Below are 18387 nucleotides of genomic sequence, written 5' to 3' on the forward strand. Positions count from 1 at the left end.
GTGCTTCCCGAGGCGGGGAGCACTTTTTGTTATTCTGCCATTTTTTCGAGGTTGCCGTTCCGATCCATTTTAAAGGTTGGTGCGGCACTATCGTCTTCTTCAAACAAAACTAGTTTTCTTGCACGGTTCATGATTTTGACGAGTGTTTCATAATCTTCTTGAATCGTGAGCTGATCCTTTTCAAGCTTTTTTACTTCAGCTTCTAGCTGCGAGACTTTATGAGAAAGCTCATTGTTTTCTCTTTTTAAGCGGCTGTTTTCCATACGTAAGGCAGTGGATTGCTGACCATCGCCTTCATAACGGCGTAAGAAATCAATGATATCGTCGATGGTTAATTCTTGATGCTGCCTAAATGGATTCGCTTCCGGCTTTTTCTCTGCGGTATTTGGGGCAGGAGAAGCCTGTGACAATAAATGTGATAAACTAGCTAACTCTTCATTGTAGCTTTGATCCACAAACTGAAGCTGTTCGGCAGTTTCAGCAGCTGGTGCAAATGTTTCTTCCTTTGCTGGCTCCAATTCCTGTGAGAATTCCTCCTGAGTGACCGTTTCTTCTACTTGCGGCTGATAAAGTAATCGTTTTTTCGCAGGCTGGCCATTGCCAAGTGCACGCATCCGTTGTTTTCGTTGTTTTTTGGCTAGTGCCAACGCTTTTTCATATTGATGCCTCACGACAGCGTTCCATCTAAATCCGCATGCTGCGGAGGTGCGGTTCAGCTTGTCTCCTACTTCTTCAAACGCATTTAGCTGTGTACTGCCCTCTCTGACGTGACGTAAGACGGTTTCTGCCAGGAGGAGATCATTTTCCTCTGACCAAGCATCTTGTCTTTGTTTTGACATGTGTTTAAACCCCCATATGATTTGATGGTATTAGATTAGCCAAGTTCAAGAAGGTTTATACAAGTTTGCTAAAAGGATAGTGGAAAATACTAGCTTTTATGTAAGCGCGTCATTGGGGCGGCAAAGCGTCTTGCAAGTCCAGCCGCTTCGATGTACAATGTTGGGTGGTATATTATTCACGATTGGCTGTCCAACTGTTTCATATAGAATGAAGTATCATCATTGAAAGGAAGCGTAAGACCATGGCTAATGAGTTTCGCGTATGTGACGATTGTGATGCGACGAACCTAAAGACGTTATTGCCTCGACTCAAATCGGTTGACCCTGATGCAAAAATTGAGATTGGCTGTCAATCCTATTGTGGTCCAGGACGAAAAAAGGCTTTTGCGTTTGTGAACAATCGCCCATTATCCGCACCAACAGAAGATGAATTACTCGAAAAGGTTCAAAAAAAAGTCAAATAAATGTCACTGAATGTGTTCAGTCGACCTAAAAAGAGGTCCGTCCCTGTCAGGTCGGGCTTTTTACGTCCGTGCAATCTTTGAGAACACATTCACCAGCAAATTCAAGGATGTTTTCGGGAAAAGTTACCCGATATAATAGAAACACGTCTTAAAAAAAGAGGGACGAAACGATGGCGTATCCAAAAGGTAAATTATCTGAGGAAAAGGTATTTAAAGATCCTGTGCACCGTTATGTTCACGTAAGGGACGCATTAATATGGGATTTAATAGGAACAAGAGAATTTCAGCGCCTGAGACGGATTAAACAGCTAGGAACCACGTATTTGACGTTTCATGGTGCAGAACACAGCCGATTCAATCATTCACTCGGTGTATACGAGATTGTGAGACGAATTGTGGATGATGTGTTTAAAGGGCGGCCTGAATGGGATGAAGGAGAGCGCGAGCTTGTACTTAGTGCAGCCTTGCTTCATGACCTCGGACATGGTCCATTTTCTCATTCCTTTGAAAAGGTCTTCCACTTAGACCATGAATCGTTTACAAGAGATATTATTTTAGGGCAGACGGAAGTCAATGAAGTGCTCCGCCGGGTGAGTGATGATTTCCCGAAGCATGTGGCTGAAGTCATTGCCAAAACGTATCAAAACAAACAGGTGGTTAGTTTGATCTCAAGTCAAATCGATGCCGACCGAATGGACTATTTGCAGCGTGATGCCTACTATACAGGCGTCAGCTACGGCCACTTTGATATGGAACGTATTTTACGTGTGATGCGTCCGAGAGAAGATCAGATTGTGATGAAGCAGAGCGGGATGCATGCGGTAGAAGATTATATTATGAGCCGCTATCAAATGTACTGGCAAGTCTATTTCCACCCAGTGACACGCAGTGCTGAAGTCATTTTAACGAAAATCCTTCATCGTGCAAAAGAGCTGCATGAAACGGGTTATATTTTTACACATGCCCCAGTTCATTTTTACTCAATTTTTGAGGGAAATGTCACCACAGAGGACTATATTAAGCTGGATGAATCCATTGTTTTATTTTATTTTCAGGCGTGGGAAGACGAAGAAGATCACGTGCTGGCCGATTTGTGCCGCCGTTTTATGAACCGCCGATTGTTCCAATATACAGAGTTTAATCCAAATGAAGAAATGACGAAATATTTCAAGCTGACCGCCTTGTTTAAGGAGGCAGGAATTGATCCTGACTACTATTTAGTGGTCGACTCGTCTTCTGACTTGCCCTATGACTTTTATAGACCAGGAGAGGAAGAAGAGAGGCTGCCAATTCACCTTTTGACGCAAAGTGGTCATATTAAAGAACTGTCGAGACAGTCAGATATTGTTGACGCCATTTCCGGTAAACGAAGAACCGATCATAAACTTTATTTCCCGATGGACTTAATTGTAGATATGTCGGAAAAAGCTGAAGAAAAGAAGGCGATCATGAAGCTGCTTGGTTTGGGATAAAGAAGTACTGAAAAAGGAGATGTCGGGAATTTGTTGAAAGAGCATGCAAAGTTGATGAAGGTATTCTCTGAATCAGGGGAAATCGTTGGACGGAAGAAGCTGCAAAAGATGATTTACATAGCAAAAAAGCTAAATTTGCCTTTTTACGAGAAATACGATTTTCATTTTTATGGCCCCTATTCAGAGGAGTTGACGCTCAGAATTGAAGAGCTGTGCAACCTTGGATTCTTGGACGAAATGAAGGAAAAAAAGGGCGGATACTATCAATATCGCTATTCGCTGACGGACAATGGGAAAGAGTTTCTCGATCAATGTGAAGTGGACATGCCTGACCTCAAAGCGCTGACGCACCAGATGAACGAGCAATCGTCCCGTTTCCTAGAGCTTGTCTCAACGATTTTATATTTTGATGACCTGCCAGAAGATGAGATAAAGGAAAAGGTCTTCACCATTAAAAGCAAGCAGCGTTATACGGACGAAGAATTTGAGGCTGCCCTTGCTTATATTGATCAGTTGAAGGAATTGAACTAACGAGAAGAACCAGTATGTGATGGCTGATGGCTAGAACAGACTGGTTTTTATTTTTGTACAGAAACAAGCCGACCGCATGGATCGACTTGTATTTTATGAATGGTGATAAGAGAATCTTGCTAAAAATTGTTTTGTACGTTCTTCTTTCGTCTGTTCAAAGACTTCTTCCGGCGTACCTGATTCGACGATGACTCCATCCTCCATGAAAATCACCCTGTCAGCAATATCATAGGCAAAGCTCATCTCGTGGGTGACGATGATCATGGTGACCCCGGTTTGTGCTACCTGTTTAATGACATCAAGCGTTTCTCCTACAAGTTCTGGATCTAATGCAGAGGTCGGTTCGTCGAATAAAATGACTTCTGGATTCAAAGCCAGTGCCCGTGCAATGCCGACTCGCTGCTGCTGTCCGCCAGATAATTGATGTGGATAGGCATCCTTTTTCTCTAGTAATCCGACCTTTGTGAGTAATTGGAGAGCTGTGTCATAGGCTTGATCTTTTGGTTGTTTACGGGCAATGACTAAACCTTCCATGACGTTTTCAAGTGCTGTTTTATGAAGAAATAGATCGTATTGCTGAAAGACCATGGCGGTTTTTCTGCGAAGTGCGAGAATGTCTTTAGGCCTTGCTTGATTGAACTTGACGGTCGTGTGATCAATGCTGATTTCTCCTTGATCTGCACGCTCAAGAAAATTCAAGCATCGCAGAAAGGTTGATTTTCCAGAACCGCTCGGACCTAAAATGACGACCACTTCGCCTCTTTCTACCGTTAAATCAATTCCTCTCAGAATCTGATTTTTACCGAACGCTTTATGCACCTGTTTGATAGCAATCATGCCAATCGTCTCCTTTTGTTTTTGTGTCCATATTTCTCATATCCGGCTGTAATGGCTTCGATAGAGGCACACAGGGCCCAGTAAATCAGGGCAACGGCGATGTATGCTTCAAGATAACGATAGTTCACATTGGCTTTAATTAAAGCGCCGTTTAAAATATCGACCACAGACACCATAGAAACGAGAGAAGAGGCTTTGATTAAACTGATCAGCATGTTGTTCAGCATTGGAAGGGAGATGGGAAAGACTTGCGGTATGATGACCCTTCTTAAAACCTGTCTGCTGGTGAAACCAACGGATAGAGCAGCATCGAATTGTCCCTTTGGAATAGATGCGAGAGAGCTTCGAAATATTTCAGATAACCCGCTTACGGCATATAAAGTAAGGGCGAAAATGGCAATCCATCGTCTGTCCAAATCACTGAAACGAATCTGAAGAGAAAGAGATGCAGCCAAATGGTCCAGTGTATCGGAAAAAAGCAGATAAGATACGAGCAAAATCAGGACAACCGGAATTGCTTTAAAAATAGCCACAAACCATTTGAACAAGGGAGACAATACAGGCACCTGATAAAAACGGATAAGGGCAATACCAAATCCAAAGACAGAGCCAAATAATAGCGGGAGAAAGCCTAATAGCAATGTCGTTGGCAAATAATGAAGTGCGGCTATAAAGGCCTGCAGCATAAAGGCAACATCAAAATCCACTCAGATCGCTCCTTTCTTATGATGTAGTAAAGTCTCCGCCCAATATTTTCTTAGACAATTCAGCGAGCTTGCCGTTATCGATTAGTTTTTGTAATGCTTGATCAATGTCTTTTTGAAGTTTCGTATTGTTTTTTTGATAAAGATAATACGTTTTAGATACGTTTACAGGCTTTCCAGAGGTGACTAGATTGGCATTAAATTGTTTGTTTAGCTTGTTGACGTCATACTTTGTGAGCAGGGCCGCATCGACTGTGCCATTTTGAAGGTTTTTGACGAGAATCTCGTTCCCGCCATCTCCGTAGACAATGTCAATTTTCCGATCATGCTTTTTGTTATATTGCTCAAGAAGATAAGCGAAATTACTACCTGTAGAGGTGTGCACTTTGTGTCCAGCCAAATCGTGAAGGCTTTGAAAATCATGACCGGAGGCTTTATCAACAACCACATAGCTTGTATAATCTGTGTAGCCAACTTTTCCAAATAGATACTTCTTCTGGCGCTCATCATTGATTTCATATTGATGGGCAGCGAGATCTACTTTGCCAGCATCTAAAGCGGGCAGAATATTTTTAAATTCGAAGGATTCATATTTAAACTTATATTGTGGAAGCAGCTGATCCACTTCATCTAATACAGCCTTCTCATAGCCTGTTAGTTGACCGTTTTCATCTAAGTAAACGAAAGGCTGATAAGCGTTCCCTGTGCCAACGATGATTTCTTTCGCATCTGGATCATTATTCGCTGCTTCCGCTTTGTTTCCACTCGATTGTTCTGCATTTCCGCAGGCAGCAAGCAACAATGAGCCAAGTGTAAGCAGACCGATGATGTAATGTTTTTTGAATTGTTTGTTATTTTTCATGTGAAATCCTCCTCGTTTTACTTCGCACGCTTTTCTACTGTGAAAGCCGTTTCGGGTCTTTTTAAGGAAACGAATGTCGTCTGACGCTGTTTTCTTGTTTTCGGTGTATTGATCTGTTTTTCCAATAGGTCAAACGCTTTTTCCAGCAGCAGACTTAACAAAATAAAAATGACGGCAGCAATAAAGTATCCTTCTAATACGCGATAGTATAAAGCCCCTAATGTTTGAACCTTTCCTATAATATCCATCACGCCCAATGTGAAGGCGAGGGAGGTATTTTGTAATAAGTTGACAATGGCTACGCCAATATTCGGGAGCGCGATTCTACCTGCTTGAGGAATGAGCGTCCTTCTATAAATCTGCCATTTCGTCAGCCCAATTGAGGCAGCCGCTTCATATTGAGATGCTGGGACACTTGATAAGGCTGATCGGAATATTTCTGAAAAGTAGGCAGCTGTATTGAGTCCATATGTAATATAAAGAAAGATCAATTTGTTCCACATGGAGATATCAAGGCCAATTGCTGCGAGCACACCTGGCAGACCATAAAAGACAATAAACATTTGAACCAGAATAGGCGTTCCGCGAATAAAAGAGACATAGACTGCACTGAGTTGGTGCAGAACAGGAATGCGCTCAATTCGAAAATAAGCAAGGATGAATCCAAGAAAGCTGCCAATCAAAGTGGCAAATAAAACAATCAGCAAGGTCGTTGGAAGGGCTGATAATACTTTAGGAAAGAGTGTGACCACGTACTCCCATTTGAAAAACTCACCCACGTTGAATCACCTCCTATGTAGAAGTCGTTTCGACTTTTTCTTCTGCGGGTGGTGTCCCTAGAATGTCTGGATCAAAGCGTTCAGGGATAAGCACTTTATACATCAAAACACCTAAATCTCCATTTTCAGCCTCGCGTTCAATATATTTTGTATATCCTTTTCGTTCGTACATCTCTAAAAGCCAAGGGTGTTTCCGGCCAGAAGTGCCCAGTGTATATGCAGGCGCTTTATATGTCTGCCTAAGCAAGGTGTTTTCTACATAATCGAGCAGCTTATTTCCAATCCCTTGACCGGCTAAATCAGGAGCTGTCGCAAACCACCAAACAAATGGATAGCCTGAGACCGGCTCAGTGCTTTCCCAAGGAAAACGTATGGTGATGGTAGATATGAGCCGGCCGTCTCGTTCTAATACAACGGCAGCGGACTGTTTAATATTTTCTGTGACCATTTCAAGTGTGGCGTTCGTGGATGGCCAATCGATGCCCATTTCACCAAGCGGTTTAAATGCACTGGACAGCAATTCTAAAAAAGCTGGTGCATCTTCTTCGGTAGCGATGCGAAAAATATCTCGACTCATGACAAACCTCCATTCAAAATGTAATGTCAGATTAACGCTTTTCTTAAAGTCTCGATATCTGGATTCAGCAATGCTTGATACACGTGGGAATCATGGCTGATCTCAACTACAGGCACATAGCGGACACCGTATTTTGCTTCTAAAATGTTTCTGTAATCGTCATGCTCTGTGACATCAATCGTTGAAAAAGGAATCTGCTGTTCGTTGAAGTAGGATTGAATGTCCTTGCAATAACTGCATCCATTTTTGCTCCATAAAATGATTTTTTGACTATTTGACATTAGACGTTCACCTCTTGATTGATTGGTTTTTGGTTTGTTTGTTCTTGATCAAGTGCTTCTTTTAATAAAGTAATAGACGTGATCCTTTTATCAATATCTACGATCGGCGACAGCACGATGAATTCATTGATATCGTAAGACTCGGATAGCTCAGTCAGCCTGTGATGAACGGTTTCTTTTGTGCCGGCGGTGTAGCCTGTTTTTTGTACGTGAATGTTGTAGTGTTCCTTCTCCGTTTCTTTCACCAGTTTTTCTGCATCCTCTAACGATGTGACATTCAGCTTTCTTCCATCGGAAAAGGAGACCTTTACTGTTTCCTTTTGTTTGATGTGCGAGAGTGCCTGTTCGTGATCTTCAGCTACAGAAACGGTGATGGCAAGAAGGAACTGCTGGCGGGTGCCCGCTTTCTGATATGTTTGGAAGGTCTCTCTTGCTTCTTTTAATAAGGCTTCATCTCCATTAATAAAGAAGGCAAACACAAAGGAGATACCAAGTTTTGCTGCGAATTCAGCACTCTCCGTACTTCCCCCTAAAAGGAAGATGTCAGGTGATATGCGCGGGATGGGCTGAGCATTCAAGTCATTTGTGTGTTCCGTTAGATAGGTGTTGAGATCCACTAATTTTTGAGAAAAATCCTTCCGTGATGCCTGATAATCTTCCTGAAGAGCTTGTGTCGATAGGTTCAGTCCTCCCGGTGCTTTCCCAACACCTAAATCGACCCTTCCAGGCGCTAATGATGCCAGGACGTGAAATGTTTCAGCCACCTTAAACGGACTGTAATGCTGAAGCATCACACCGCCAGATCCAATGCGTATGTTGTTTGTTTTTGCTAAGAGATAGCCGGCAAGAGCTTCAGGGGAAGAACCTGCTACTTGAGGGTTATTGTGATGTTCAGACACCCAAAACCTGTGATAGCCAAGCTGATCCGCTGCTTCAGCCAATCTGACAGTATGCTGAATGCCCGTCTCTGCGTTCTCGTTTTCACCGACAAGGCTTTGATCAAGAATACTAAGGGTGAACGACATTGGCTGTTCCTCCTATCAGACTTTGATATTGAGATAATGCGAGGTTTAACCTGTTTATGGCATCTGAATCAAGTAAATAATCACCTGATTCCTGCTTTGTGACCTGCTGATCCACGACATACACGCCAGATTGAACAACCGTTGCACCAAGTTGATGAATAATCGGTTTAAGAGCATATTCAATGACGAGCAGGTGACCGTAGGTTCCTCCTAAAACGAACGGAAGGACGGGTTTTCCTTGCAACGCTTTCTGTGGAAGTAAATCTAAAAACGTTTTTAAAATACCGGAAAATGACGCTTTGTAGACAGGCGTTAACACAATGACACCGTCACTCTCATTCACAAGTTCAATGGCCTTGACAATTTCTTCGTTTGAAAAGTCCGCACGTATTAGTGCGCTGCTAGGCAGCTGGTGAACTTGAATGATATGTACATCGATTCCATTGATCGTTAAATGCTGCTGAACATGCTGCAGTACACCGGTTAATCGAGATTGGACGGAATGTCCGCCTGCTATAATCGTTACTTTCGTCAATTTGTCTCCTCCATTTCACATAATTCCTTCTAAACAACTTGGAATAGTTGATAATATAAATTATAATAAGGCAAACCAATTGAAAAGTATAATTAGTAATCATAAATACACGATTCAGTTATTTAAAATATAGAGAAAAGAGGGGTTTTTATGGAGATTCGTGCGATCCGCACCTTTGCCACCATCGTGAAATATGGGAATTTTTTAAAAGCAGCAGAAGCACTGAATTATTCTCAGCCAACCATTACCTTGCACATCAAGCATTTAGAAGAGGAGATTGGAGAGAAGCTTCTAGAGAGAGGTAAGACCTTAAAGTTAACAGCATCAGGACAGCTTTTTTATGAAAGAGCCAATTCTTTACTCAATGAATATGAGAAACTGACGAAAACGCTCCAAGATTTAGAAGTGGGCATTGCGGGATTAATTCGCATCGGTGTTTCTGAGCCTACTGCCAGTTTAGAGTTCCCGGCGCTCCTTGCAGAATTCAAGGAAAGGTTTCCGAATGTAGAATTTTCTGTGCAAGTAGCAGATGCGAATACATTGAGTTCCTTGCTTTCCCATGATGAGATTGATTTTGCGATTTGCGGCGCACCAGAAGCTTCGATGGAAAATAGCTATAAGCCGCTTTTTCAAGATGATATCGTCCTGCTGGTCCCGTCTTCCCATCGATTGGCGGAAAAAGAGGCAGTGGAGGTAACTGATTTAGAAAATGAGACTATACTATTCACACCTCACAATTGCCCCATTCGCATTCAAATTGAACAACAAATCGTCGATGGCATTGGGACAAATTATAAGAAATTAGAGATTACTAGTAGCATGTCCCATAAACATTATGTTCAGGCGGGCTTAGGAGTTTCTCTGTTTACACGAACGGCTCATTCTTTTACACTCCCCGGTACGAAGGTATTAGAAATAAAGGGCATTCAAGTTTCCCCGCCAGTTGGTCTATTGAGGAAAACAAATGATACGCCTGGTAGAGCTGTGCTCCAGTTCATTGATCTCATTGAAAGTCGATTGCACCAACCATCATAAAAAGAGGGGTTAGCCCATATGCTAGCCCCTCTTTCAAGTTTATTTCACTGTTTGTTTCAGAAATTGATTCTTCTTAATGGGCAGGCCTAAGTTTTCGCGAAGGGTATGAGCTGGATAATTTGGATCGTAATATCCTCTTTCGACTAATATCGGAATGACGTGTTCCGTCCATTCGGATAAACCACTAGCTAAAATCGGAGCGCCAAAAATAAATCCATCTGCGGCATCCTCTTCGATCCATTGAATTAATTTGTCAGCTACTTGTTCATAAGTGCCGAAAAAGGCACTTTTAGGCGTGGTCACTTGTAAAGCGACTTCTCTTAAGGTCAGGTTTTGTTCTTTGGCCATTTTCTTAATGGAATCTGTTGTGGATTGGAAGCTGTTTGACCCAGCGTCACCTATATCCGGAAAAGGTCCATCAAGCGGGAATTGACTGAAGTCCAAGTGGTCAAAGAATCGGCCCAGATAATGCAGAGCTTCTTCAATAGAGACTAGATGTTTAATGGCTTCATATTTTTCTTCTGCTTCTTCGACTGTTTTCCCTGTAATCGGGTGGATGCCAGGGAATATTTTAATATCAGATGGTTTTCGACCAAACGCCTCGGCTCTATTTTTCACGTCGCGGTAATAGGCTTTTGCCTTTTCGAGTGAATCGGCATTTGTAAATACAGCGTCTGCTTCTTTTGCGGCTAGATCTTTTCCAGCCTCTGAAGCGCCTGCCTGGAAAATCACGGGCTGCCCTTGTTCAGAGCGTTCAATATTTAAAGGACCTTTGACAGAAAAGTGTTTTCCATGATGGTTTAAAGTGTGCAATTTATCTCGATCGAAGAAAACCCCCGTTGAACGATCCCTTACAAAAGCATCTTCTTCCCATGAGCTCCAAAGCCCGTTCACTACATGTAAGTACTCTTCTGCAATTTCATATCGAAGTGAGTGGCTTGGGTGCGAACGGATGATGTGATTTTCAGCAGAGCCCTCTAATGGGGAAGTCACAACATTCCAGCCTGCCCGGCCTTTACTTAATTTGTCCAAGGAAGCAAATTGTCTGGCAATGGTAAAGGGCTCACTGTATGAAGTGGATACAGTACCCACAAGTCCAATCTGTTTGGTGACTGTGGCAAGCGCAGATAAGATGGTTAATGGTTCAAATCGATTCAAGAAATGAGGAATTGAATGTTCGTGGATATATAAACCATCTGCAACAAAAACAAAACGGAAACCCGCTGATTCTGCCTTTTTTGTCATCGCTTGATAATAATCAATGTTAACACTTGCATCTGCTGGAACCGATTCATCCTTCCATGCATTCATGTGACCCCCTGGGCCATGTAACATTAATCCAAATTGTATGTGCTTTTTTCCAGTCATGCCGATCGTCCCTTCTGTTTGAGGTAGCAATGTTTTATGTTCTTCATCATAAGGCAGAACCGCAGAGAAGTATAATTGGTATCAGTAAAGTGTGACTTTATCTTTTCTAATATCATTTTTTTTCTTTCAGATGTGTCGTTAGGTCCATGATATGATTTCTTAAAAACATGGATGTTTACGAAGTAAATGACCCGTACCAAAAGCGCTATTTTTCGATGAAATGTGTGTCAAAATATCTGAAAAATTAGTGAAAATGACGTAATTCGACTTTTTTCTGTGCATCTAATTCCCTGTTTTTGACTGAAGAGAAGGAAAATGGTGAATTTTCAGTGAATATATAACTTTGTGAAAAACAAAGGAGGGATAGGAATGAAAAAGCGTTCAGTCTTTTTGTCATTTTTATTGGTAGGTAGTTTGTTACCGGGAGTAAGTTCAGCTTCAGCACCAGTAGCGAGTGCTGGTCATGGGCATGATCATGGTCATGCGCCGTTCGAAACCCATATTGGTGAGGGGTTGCCAAAAGCAAACAGTTTTAAAGATTTGACGGCAGCACCTCCAATTGAACGAGATGTGACAACAAAGGTATTAGATGAGTCTGGTAAGCAGGTAGGCTCAAGAACCTTTAAAGCCAATACAGGAGATTCAATTTCAACAAAAGCAAGTACAGGCAGTCAGAAGGTCACTGTCTATGCGGTTGCTGATGCGCAGTATCGTGCGAAATATAGTGACTGGCAAACACGGATTGTCAACATCATCGAACAAGCAGATGTCACGTTTAACCGTGATCATGATGTGGACTTTGTCGTACAAGCAGTAGGATCTTGGACGTCTTCGGGATCAAATTCATCACAAATTCTTTCCAACCTTGCGCGCAGCTTTGATGGCAGAGGATACGACTTTGTCACTGGATTTACAGACAATCAAACTTTGATGCTGGCGGAATCGCTTATGTCTACAATAGTGCACCAAGCGGAAGTGCATTCGCCGTGAACCTTGACCAAGGAACAGCGAATACAGCAAAAGCGGCTACACATGAATACGGCCATAACTTTGGCTTACCGCATGACCCTCAAGGAAGCGGCATTGTCTGCTTAATGAATTATGATTATTCCTACACAGTTGACTACTTTGATGCGGCTCATAAAAATCAAGTGAACCGTAATAAAGCTTGGTACAGATAAGAAAGAAGACAAAAGGACAAACACCATATGGGTTTGTCCTTTTTTATATGCTTACAGGTCGCTCATTCGCTTTCCTGCTACGGCATAGTGTTCTTTTTTCATTTCTTCAATAATAACAGAGACTTTTTCTGCACCTGCGCCTGTTGTTTCAACAACAGCATCAGTGACTTTCTCCACAAGCGCTCTTTTTTGCTCGTCTGTTCTTCCTTCAAGCATTTGTACGGTGACAATCGGCATGGCGAAAACCTCCTTTTTCCTTTAATGCTACGCTTCCCTTTAGTTTAAGGGACTTCTTATAGTATACTGAATGAAGTAAATCATTGTATAGAAAGAAAGAGGGATTCATGCCTTTGAACCAATTTCTTGTTTATCCATTAGAACTTATTCCATATGTCGCCATTACGCTTGTTGTTGCATTTACGATGCACGAGCTGGCACATGCATATGTTGCGTACCGTTTCGGAGACCCGACGGCTAAGAATCAAGGGAGACTGACGTTAAATCCACTGAAGCATCTCGATATTTTCGGGACGATTTTGATCTTTGTGGCCGGGTTTGGCTGGGCGAGACCTGTACCAGTGAATCGTTACCATTTTAAAAAACCGCGTTTAGCAGGGATTTGTGTCTCTATTGCTGGACCATTAAGTAACTTAGTGCTGGCGTTTTTGGGCTTTCTTGTGTATGTGCTTCTTCAGAAGTTTGGCGGGGAATGGATCATGCGTTTTGAGCCGGGAGTCGATTATTTCTTCCAGATCTTTATTAACTTAAACGTCATCTTGTTCCTATTTAACTTATTGCCGCTTCCGCCGCTTGATGGATATCGTATCATTGAGGACGTCGTCAGTCCTAGTATTCGTGCGAAAATGACGCAATTTGAACAATATGGGATCATTATTTTTCTCATATTCGTGATCACACCGCTGGGTCAGTTTGTGTTTGGTCCATTGATCGGAATGCGGGATCAAATCATATACTGGTTTAATCTTATTTTGAAGCCGCTGCTTTAGGAGGTTTAATGAATGGAAGGTAAAAAGAAGAAACCAATTGGTTTTAACATCATTAAAAAAACAGATGCAACCGACGGACATGGAGGCTTTGGGGCAGGTGCACTCAGCCTTGATAATATCTCGCCAGTCATCATTGATGTAGAGGAAAAGGAAGCTGTCATTGATATTGGTGCCATGCATGCAAGAAGTGCCGTCGAAAAAGGAATTAAATTTTTGAAAACAAAAGAAGAGGTACCGAACGGAAAGCCTTATTGGCTCGTATGGGTGACGATTGACCGCAGAGAAGAAGGGCCTTATTATGCAGGTGTGACGGCTTGTGAAATGACCGTTGACCGTTCGATTCGCCGCGGGTATAAGTCACTTCCAGAGCATGTGAATTTAATGGATAAATCGATGAAGCGAAAAATCGTCGTGAGTCATATGGATGACGTATCCAAAAAGGTGCTGGCTGATTTCTTAAAGGGTCATAATGAAGCACTATGGGACGCATCGACAGATGAATTAAAAGAAGGATTGGCTGTCCCTGAATAATTGTGAAATTTTTGTGAAGAATGGCGGATCACTACCAAATCCATCCGTTTTTTGAGTAAACTGGTGTTAAAGCTAGGACATGGAGAATCCCGAGATGCAGATCTCGGGGTTTTTCATGTCTTTTTTTAACGTTTCAGCCACTTTTCCCACCATTTCTTTGGCTTTTGATCTTGAACTGGTTCCTGCTCAGAGGCTTTGTCCTCAGCACCATAGCAGACACCTGTCGGCTCTGTTCCTTCTATAAAATAGGTGAATACCTTTGATTCACAGCCTGGTCCTGCGAGATCGCCAGTTTTTGGATTGATATATATCCCTTTGACACCGTCAGGCGGCATGAAGGAGGAGGCTGGCTGCTTCGAGAGGGCTGATTCCATAAAGGAAGCCCATATTTTTTTCGCATAGGCCGTTTCTTCGACTGAGTCAATGGTGCGGCCTTTATCATAGCCAGTCCATACACCTGTGACGAGCTGGGGAGAGAAGCCGATCATCCAGCTGTCGGCTCCTGTTGTCCCGGATTTTCCTCCGTATGTTCGTGTAAGGTCCTTTATTATGGTGCGGCCAGTGACACTCGTATAGCCGTTTAATTGATCGTTGAACATTCCTGACATCATATCGGTGGTGACAAAGGCTGCTTTTTCATCGAGGATTTGTTCTCGTTTTTGTTTCTCTTCAAAAAGCACATTGCCTTTTGCGTCGGTTACTTTCGTAATAAAGGTTGGTTTGACGCGTTTTCCGCCATTGACGAGCATGGCGTAAGCGTTGGTCATTTCAATGGGTTTCACAGGAGACGTGCCTAGAGCAAGAGATGGTACTTGATCTAGTTTCTCCTTGATTCCAAATGTCTTGCCAGCACGTACAAGCTGCTCCATTCCTAAAAATAGATGGGTCTTTACAGCGTAAATATTATCAGACAGCGCTAAAGCTTGTAGCATTGTAATGCCGTCATTGGCGTAATAGCCGTGATAATTGCTTGGTGAATAAGCCGCACCGCTGCCTTGATCATCCAGTTCAAACACCGTTTCCTCACTGCGCATGACGGTTGCGGGTGTAAACCCGTTTTGCAAGGCAATGTAATAAAGAAGGGGTTTCATGGTTGAACCGGGCTGCCTTTTTGCTTGTGTCACCCGGTTGAATGGACTTTTCTCATAATCTCTCCCACCTATGAGGGCAAGTACATGGCCTGTTTGAGGATGGATGGCGGCAAAGCCAATTTGGATATCTGATTTGGAATCCATCGTGTTTTTTAACGTCTTTTCTGCGATTTTCTGTAATTTTGGATTAAGGGTCGTTTGGATATGAAGTCCATAGGTTTCGATCTGTTCCTCTGTTAACCCCAAGCTTTGTTTCAACTCTCGAATCACATCGTCATAAAAATATGGGGCTTGCTTTGCTTGCAGCTGCTTCTTCTGCAAAGGGCGATAGGACAGCTTTTCTTTCGCAGCGTCATTGGCTGCTTTTTTCGTAATCATGCCATCCTCTTGCATTTGTCTCAAAATCATATTCTTTCTTGCGCCGGCTTTCTCCTCATTCACATAAGGGGAATAGAGAGAAGGCCCCTTTGGGATACCGGCAAGAAGGGCAGATTCAGCGAGGGTTAAGTTCTTTGCTTTTTTCCCGAAATACAGACGTGACGCTGCTTCCACACCGTACGCTCCGTGACCATAATAAATGGTGTTCAAGTATCCTTCTAAAATCTCATCTTTTGTATAGTTTTGCTCTAAACGAATCGTGTAAAAGGCTTCATTCCACTTCCGCTTCCACGTTTTATCATGATCTAAATACAGATTTCGTGCATACTGCTGGGTGATCGTGCTGGCACCTTGTACCTTAGCCATGGCACGAATATCGGCCACCGCAGCACCTGCCATGCGTTTCACATCAAAGCCATGATGCTCATAAAAGGTTTTATCCTCAACAGCCACAACAGCCTGTCTCATATGAGGAGACATATCCTTTAATGGCACCCAATATCTCTTTTCTCCAAAACTGGATTCTCCAAGCTTTGACCCATCAGCTGCATAAATGGTCGTGGATTGGGGAACTTGAACAGAAGGGGCACCTTGCCATTTAGCTATTAATAGAATCGTCAAAAAGACAGTGCCTGCAAATAGAAAAGCGAGCAAGCCGATAAAAAAACAGGCTCGAATCGTTTTCACGGTCATGCGGATTTTTTTATTACTCATGATTGTGTCCATGCAAAGCCCCCATTTTGACGGTTTTTTATCAGTATGGAACAAAGAAAACCGTTTTAAACAAACGATTGCAGGAGCGCTTTAAAAAATGAAGAGAACTCATGCGGTTCTTTACAATTTGATATGAATCCACTATACTTTTTTCTTGGACAATCGATATAGTCAAAGCCGATAAAAGGCGCTAACAATAGATGTTTGTTTATTATTGGATGAGAGGAAGATGAACAATGAGCGAACTTTGGTATACAGAGAAGCAAACGAAGAATTTTGGTATTACATTGAAGGTGAACAAAACCCTTCACACAGAACAAACAGACTTTCAGCATTTAGAAATGGTGGAAACAGAAGAGTTTGGCAATATGCTGTTTTTAGACGGCATGGTGATGACATCTGAGAAAGATGAGTTTGTATACCACGAAATGGTGGCTCATGTTCCTCTTTTCACTCATCCAAACCCGGAAAATGTTCTTGTCGTAGGTGGAGGAGACGGCGGTGTTATTCGTGAGATTCTCAAACACCCAAGTGTGAAAAAAGCGACACTTGTTGATATTGACGGAAAGGTCATCGAATACTCGAAAAAATTCCTTCCTTCTATTGCTGGGAAATTAGACGATCCTCGTGTAGATGTCAAAGTCGGAGACGGTTTTATGCACATTGCTGAAGCTGACAACGAGTATGATGTGATCATGGTGGACTCAACTGAGCCAGTTGGACCAGCTGTGAACCTATTCTCTAAAGGATTTTACGCAGGAATCTCAAAGGCACTCAAAGAAGACGGTATTTTCGTTGCACAAACGGACAACCCTTGGTTCACACCTGAGCTGATTACAAATGTACAGCGTGATGTAAAAGAAATTTTCCCAATTACGAAGCTTTACACAGCGAATATTCCAACGTATCCAAGCGGTCTTTGGACATTCACCATCGGTTCTAAAAAATATGATCCACTTGCTGTAGAAGACAGCCGTTTCTTTGATATTGATACGAAATATTACACAAAAGAATTGCACAAAGCGGCATTCGTTCTGCCGAAGTTTGTGAGCGACTTAATCAAATAAATCGAGCGAAATGGAAATGCGCAAATGACGGTTTGCGCATTTTTTGAAGCGTAAAAGGAGGAATCTTGCATGAGATTCGACGAGGCTTATTCAGGAAAAGTGTTTATTGGAAGTCATCCGACATGGGAAGATGCAAAGGTCATTTTATACGGCATGCCGATGGACTGGACAGTCAGCTACCGCCCAGGTTCACGTTTCGGTCCGAACCGCATTCGTGAAGTATCGATCGGTTTAGAGGAATACAGCCCTTATTTAGATCGTGAGCTTCACGAGGTGCCATTCTTCGATGCGGGTGACATTCCACTTCCTTTTGGGAATGCACAAAAGAGCTTAGATTTAATTGAAGAGTATGTCGACAGCATTTTAGAAAAAGGGAAGTTTCCATTAGGAATGGGCGGCGAGCATCTTGTGTCTTGGCCGGTTTTCCGTGCGATGTATAAGAAATACCCTGATTTGGCCATCATCCATATGGACGCACATACAGATCTTCGTGAGGAATATGAGGGTGAGCCACTTTCACATTCAACACCGATCCGTAAAGTTGCAGGACTTATTGGAGCTGAAAATGTATTCTCTTTCGGCATCCGTTCTGGAATGAAAGAAGAATTTGAATGGGCAAAAGAAGCGGGTATGCACATTTCTAAATTTGAAGTGCTGGAGCCATTGAAGCAAGTATTGCCAAAGCTAAAAGGGCGTCCAGTATATGTGACGATCGATATTGATGTACTTGACCCAGCCCATGCACCTGGTACTGGAACGGTAGATGCTGGCGGTATTACATCAAAAGAGCTGCTTGCATCCATTCATGCGATTGCAGGATCTGACGTCCAAGTAGTCGGGGCAGACCTAGTCGAGGTAGCACCTGTATATGATCATTCTGACCAAACAGCGAATACAGCGAGTAAGCTTTTACGCGAAATGCTGCTTGGATTTGTGAAATAATCAGTTGATAGAGGAGCTTGTCATCTCATGTGGACAAGCTCTTTTTTTACATTGATCAAACATAAAGGAGGCAGCTCATGTTTTCTTCAATATTGATGGTGTCCCTCGCTTTTTGCGTATTAGCTTCAGGCTTTCTCACACTGAAACGAGAGCTCGCAGCCGATCCA

The 18387-nt window shown here is 42.6% G+C and carries 20 protein-coding genes and 1 pseudogene; 9 read left to right on the top strand and 12 right to left on the bottom strand.

Annotation, left to right across the window (positions count from 1 at the left end):
* Window positions 1-29: 29 nt before the first annotated feature.
* On the bottom strand, window positions 30-839 hold the full coding sequence (locus tag AOQ70_RS18540) for an RsfA family transcriptional regulator (protein ID WP_034281253.1): 810 nt from the start codon (window positions 837-839) through the stop codon (window positions 30-32).
* A gap of 242 nt (window positions 840-1081) precedes the next feature.
* On the opposite strand from AOQ70_RS18540, the gene AOQ70_RS18545 reads away from it, so the two are divergent.
* From AOQ70_RS18545 to AOQ70_RS18555, 3 genes are all read left to right on the top strand, one after another.
* On the top strand, window positions 1082-1303 hold the full coding sequence (locus tag AOQ70_RS18545; protein ID WP_003215259.1) for a DUF1450 domain-containing protein: 222 nt from the start codon (window positions 1082-1084) through the stop codon (window positions 1301-1303).
* 170 nt (window positions 1304-1473) lie between these two features.
* Window positions 1474-2775, top strand: coding sequence for an HD domain-containing protein (locus tag AOQ70_RS18550; RefSeq protein WP_007497716.1), 1302 nt, complete (start codon window positions 1474-1476; stop codon window positions 2773-2775).
* Between the two features lie 30 nt (window positions 2776-2805).
* Window positions 2806-3306 carry a YwgA family protein gene (locus AOQ70_RS18555; protein ID WP_047202587.1) on the top strand — a complete coding sequence of 167 codons (501 nt, stop codon included), beginning with the start codon at window positions 2806-2808 and terminating at the stop codon, window positions 3304-3306.
* Window positions 3307-3399: 93 nt separating this feature from the next.
* Here AOQ70_RS18555 and AOQ70_RS18560 read toward each other — a convergent pair whose 3' ends face one another.
* From AOQ70_RS18560 to ssuE, 8 genes are read right to left on the bottom strand one after another with little or no spacing between them, the layout of a single operon-like run.
* Complete coding sequence (locus AOQ70_RS18560; protein WP_059377937.1) at window positions 3400-4143, bottom strand: amino acid ABC transporter ATP-binding protein; 744 nt, start codon at window positions 4141-4143, stop codon at window positions 3400-3402.
* Window positions 4140-4850 carry an ABC transporter permease subunit gene (locus AOQ70_RS18565; RefSeq protein WP_082700882.1) on the bottom strand — a complete coding sequence of 237 codons (711 nt, stop codon included), beginning with the start codon at window positions 4848-4850 and terminating at the stop codon, window positions 4140-4142. Before AOQ70_RS18565 ends, AOQ70_RS18560 begins: the two co-directional genes overlap by 4 nt.
* A gap of 16 nt (window positions 4851-4866) precedes the next feature.
* Window positions 4867-5709: a transporter substrate-binding domain-containing protein gene (locus tag AOQ70_RS18570; protein WP_059377941.1), complete on the bottom strand. Its 843-nt coding sequence runs from the start codon at window positions 5707-5709 to the stop codon at window positions 4867-4869.
* A 17-nt stretch (window positions 5710-5726) separates the two neighbouring features.
* On the bottom strand, window positions 5727-6488 hold the full coding sequence (locus tag AOQ70_RS18575; protein WP_048237685.1) for an amino acid ABC transporter permease: 762 nt from the start codon (window positions 6486-6488) through the stop codon (window positions 5727-5729).
* Window positions 6489-6501: 13 nt separating this feature from the next.
* Window positions 6502-7065: a GNAT family N-acetyltransferase gene (locus AOQ70_RS18580; RefSeq protein ID WP_058838526.1), complete on the bottom strand. Its 564-nt coding sequence runs from the start codon at window positions 7063-7065 to the stop codon at window positions 6502-6504.
* Window positions 7066-7091: 26 nt separating this feature from the next.
* A complete protein-coding gene (locus tag AOQ70_RS18585; protein WP_059377943.1) occupies window positions 7092-7346 on the bottom strand; it encodes a glutaredoxin family protein in 255 nt (84 codons plus the stop codon).
* Entirely contained in the window at window positions 7346-8371 is a 1026-nt protein-coding gene (locus AOQ70_RS18590; RefSeq protein ID WP_059377945.1) for an LLM class flavin-dependent oxidoreductase, read from the bottom strand. Before AOQ70_RS18590 ends, AOQ70_RS18585 begins: the two co-directional genes overlap by 1 nt.
* Window positions 8355-8906, bottom strand: a complete 552-nt coding sequence (gene ssuE / locus AOQ70_RS18595; protein ID WP_059377946.1) for an NADPH-dependent FMN reductase — start codon at window positions 8904-8906, stop codon at window positions 8355-8357. Before ssuE ends, AOQ70_RS18590 begins: the two co-directional genes overlap by 17 nt.
* Window positions 8907-9056: 150 nt before the next feature.
* Here ssuE and AOQ70_RS18600 point away from each other — a divergent pair, with 150 nt between their 5' ends.
* Complete coding sequence (locus tag AOQ70_RS18600) at window positions 9057-9941, top strand: LysR family transcriptional regulator (protein ID WP_059377949.1); 885 nt, start codon at window positions 9057-9059, stop codon at window positions 9939-9941.
* 39 nt (window positions 9942-9980) lie between these two features.
* Here AOQ70_RS18600 and AOQ70_RS18605 read toward each other — a convergent pair whose 3' ends face one another.
* Window positions 9981-11309, bottom strand: a complete 1329-nt coding sequence (locus tag AOQ70_RS18605; protein WP_059377951.1) for an LLM class flavin-dependent oxidoreductase — start codon at window positions 11307-11309, stop codon at window positions 9981-9983.
* A 369-nt stretch (window positions 11310-11678) separates the two neighbouring features.
* Between AOQ70_RS18605 and AOQ70_RS18610 the strand changes: the two are divergent.
* Window positions 11679-12490: pseudogene (locus AOQ70_RS18610) on the top strand (zinc-dependent metalloprotease).
* Window positions 12491-12541: 51 nt separating this feature from the next.
* Here AOQ70_RS18610 and AOQ70_RS18615 read toward each other — a convergent pair.
* A complete protein-coding gene (locus tag AOQ70_RS18615; RefSeq protein WP_003214939.1) occupies window positions 12542-12727 on the bottom strand; it encodes a 2-hydroxymuconate tautomerase in 186 nt (61 codons plus the stop codon).
* A gap of 113 nt (window positions 12728-12840) precedes the next feature.
* Between AOQ70_RS18615 and AOQ70_RS18620 the strand changes: the two genes are divergently transcribed.
* Complete coding sequence (locus AOQ70_RS18620; protein WP_371412193.1) at window positions 12841-13497, top strand: site-2 protease family protein; 657 nt, start codon at window positions 12841-12843, stop codon at window positions 13495-13497.
* A gap of 12 nt (window positions 13498-13509) precedes the next feature.
* Window positions 13510-14028, top strand: a complete 519-nt coding sequence (locus tag AOQ70_RS18625) for a YwhD family protein (protein ID WP_039182196.1) — start codon at window positions 13510-13512, stop codon at window positions 14026-14028.
* 125 nt (window positions 14029-14153) lie between these two features.
* On the opposite strand, the gene AOQ70_RS18630 is transcribed toward AOQ70_RS18625, so the two are convergent.
* A complete protein-coding gene (locus AOQ70_RS18630) occupies window positions 14154-16223 on the bottom strand; it encodes a transglycosylase domain-containing protein (protein WP_059377952.1) in 2070 nt (689 codons plus the stop codon).
* 224 nt (window positions 16224-16447) lie between these two features.
* Here AOQ70_RS18630 and speE point away from each other — a divergent pair, with 224 nt between their 5' ends.
* Both speE and speB read left to right on the top strand, forming a co-directional pair.
* Entirely contained in the window at window positions 16448-17278 is an 831-nt protein-coding gene (gene speE, locus AOQ70_RS18635) for a spermidine synthase (RefSeq protein WP_003214614.1), read from the top strand.
* Window positions 17279-17347: 69 nt separating this feature from the next.
* The gene (gene speB, locus AOQ70_RS18640) at window positions 17348-18220 is read left to right on the top strand and encodes an agmatinase (protein ID WP_039182190.1); all 873 of its coding nucleotides are present in this window, start codon (window positions 17348-17350) and stop codon (window positions 18218-18220) included.
* Window positions 18221-18387: the final 167 nt, after the last annotated feature.

The organism is Bacillus sp. AM 13(2015) (assembly GCF_001518755.1).
Taxonomy (GTDB): Bacteria; Bacillota; Bacilli; order Bacillales; family Bacillaceae; genus Bacillus; species Bacillus safensis.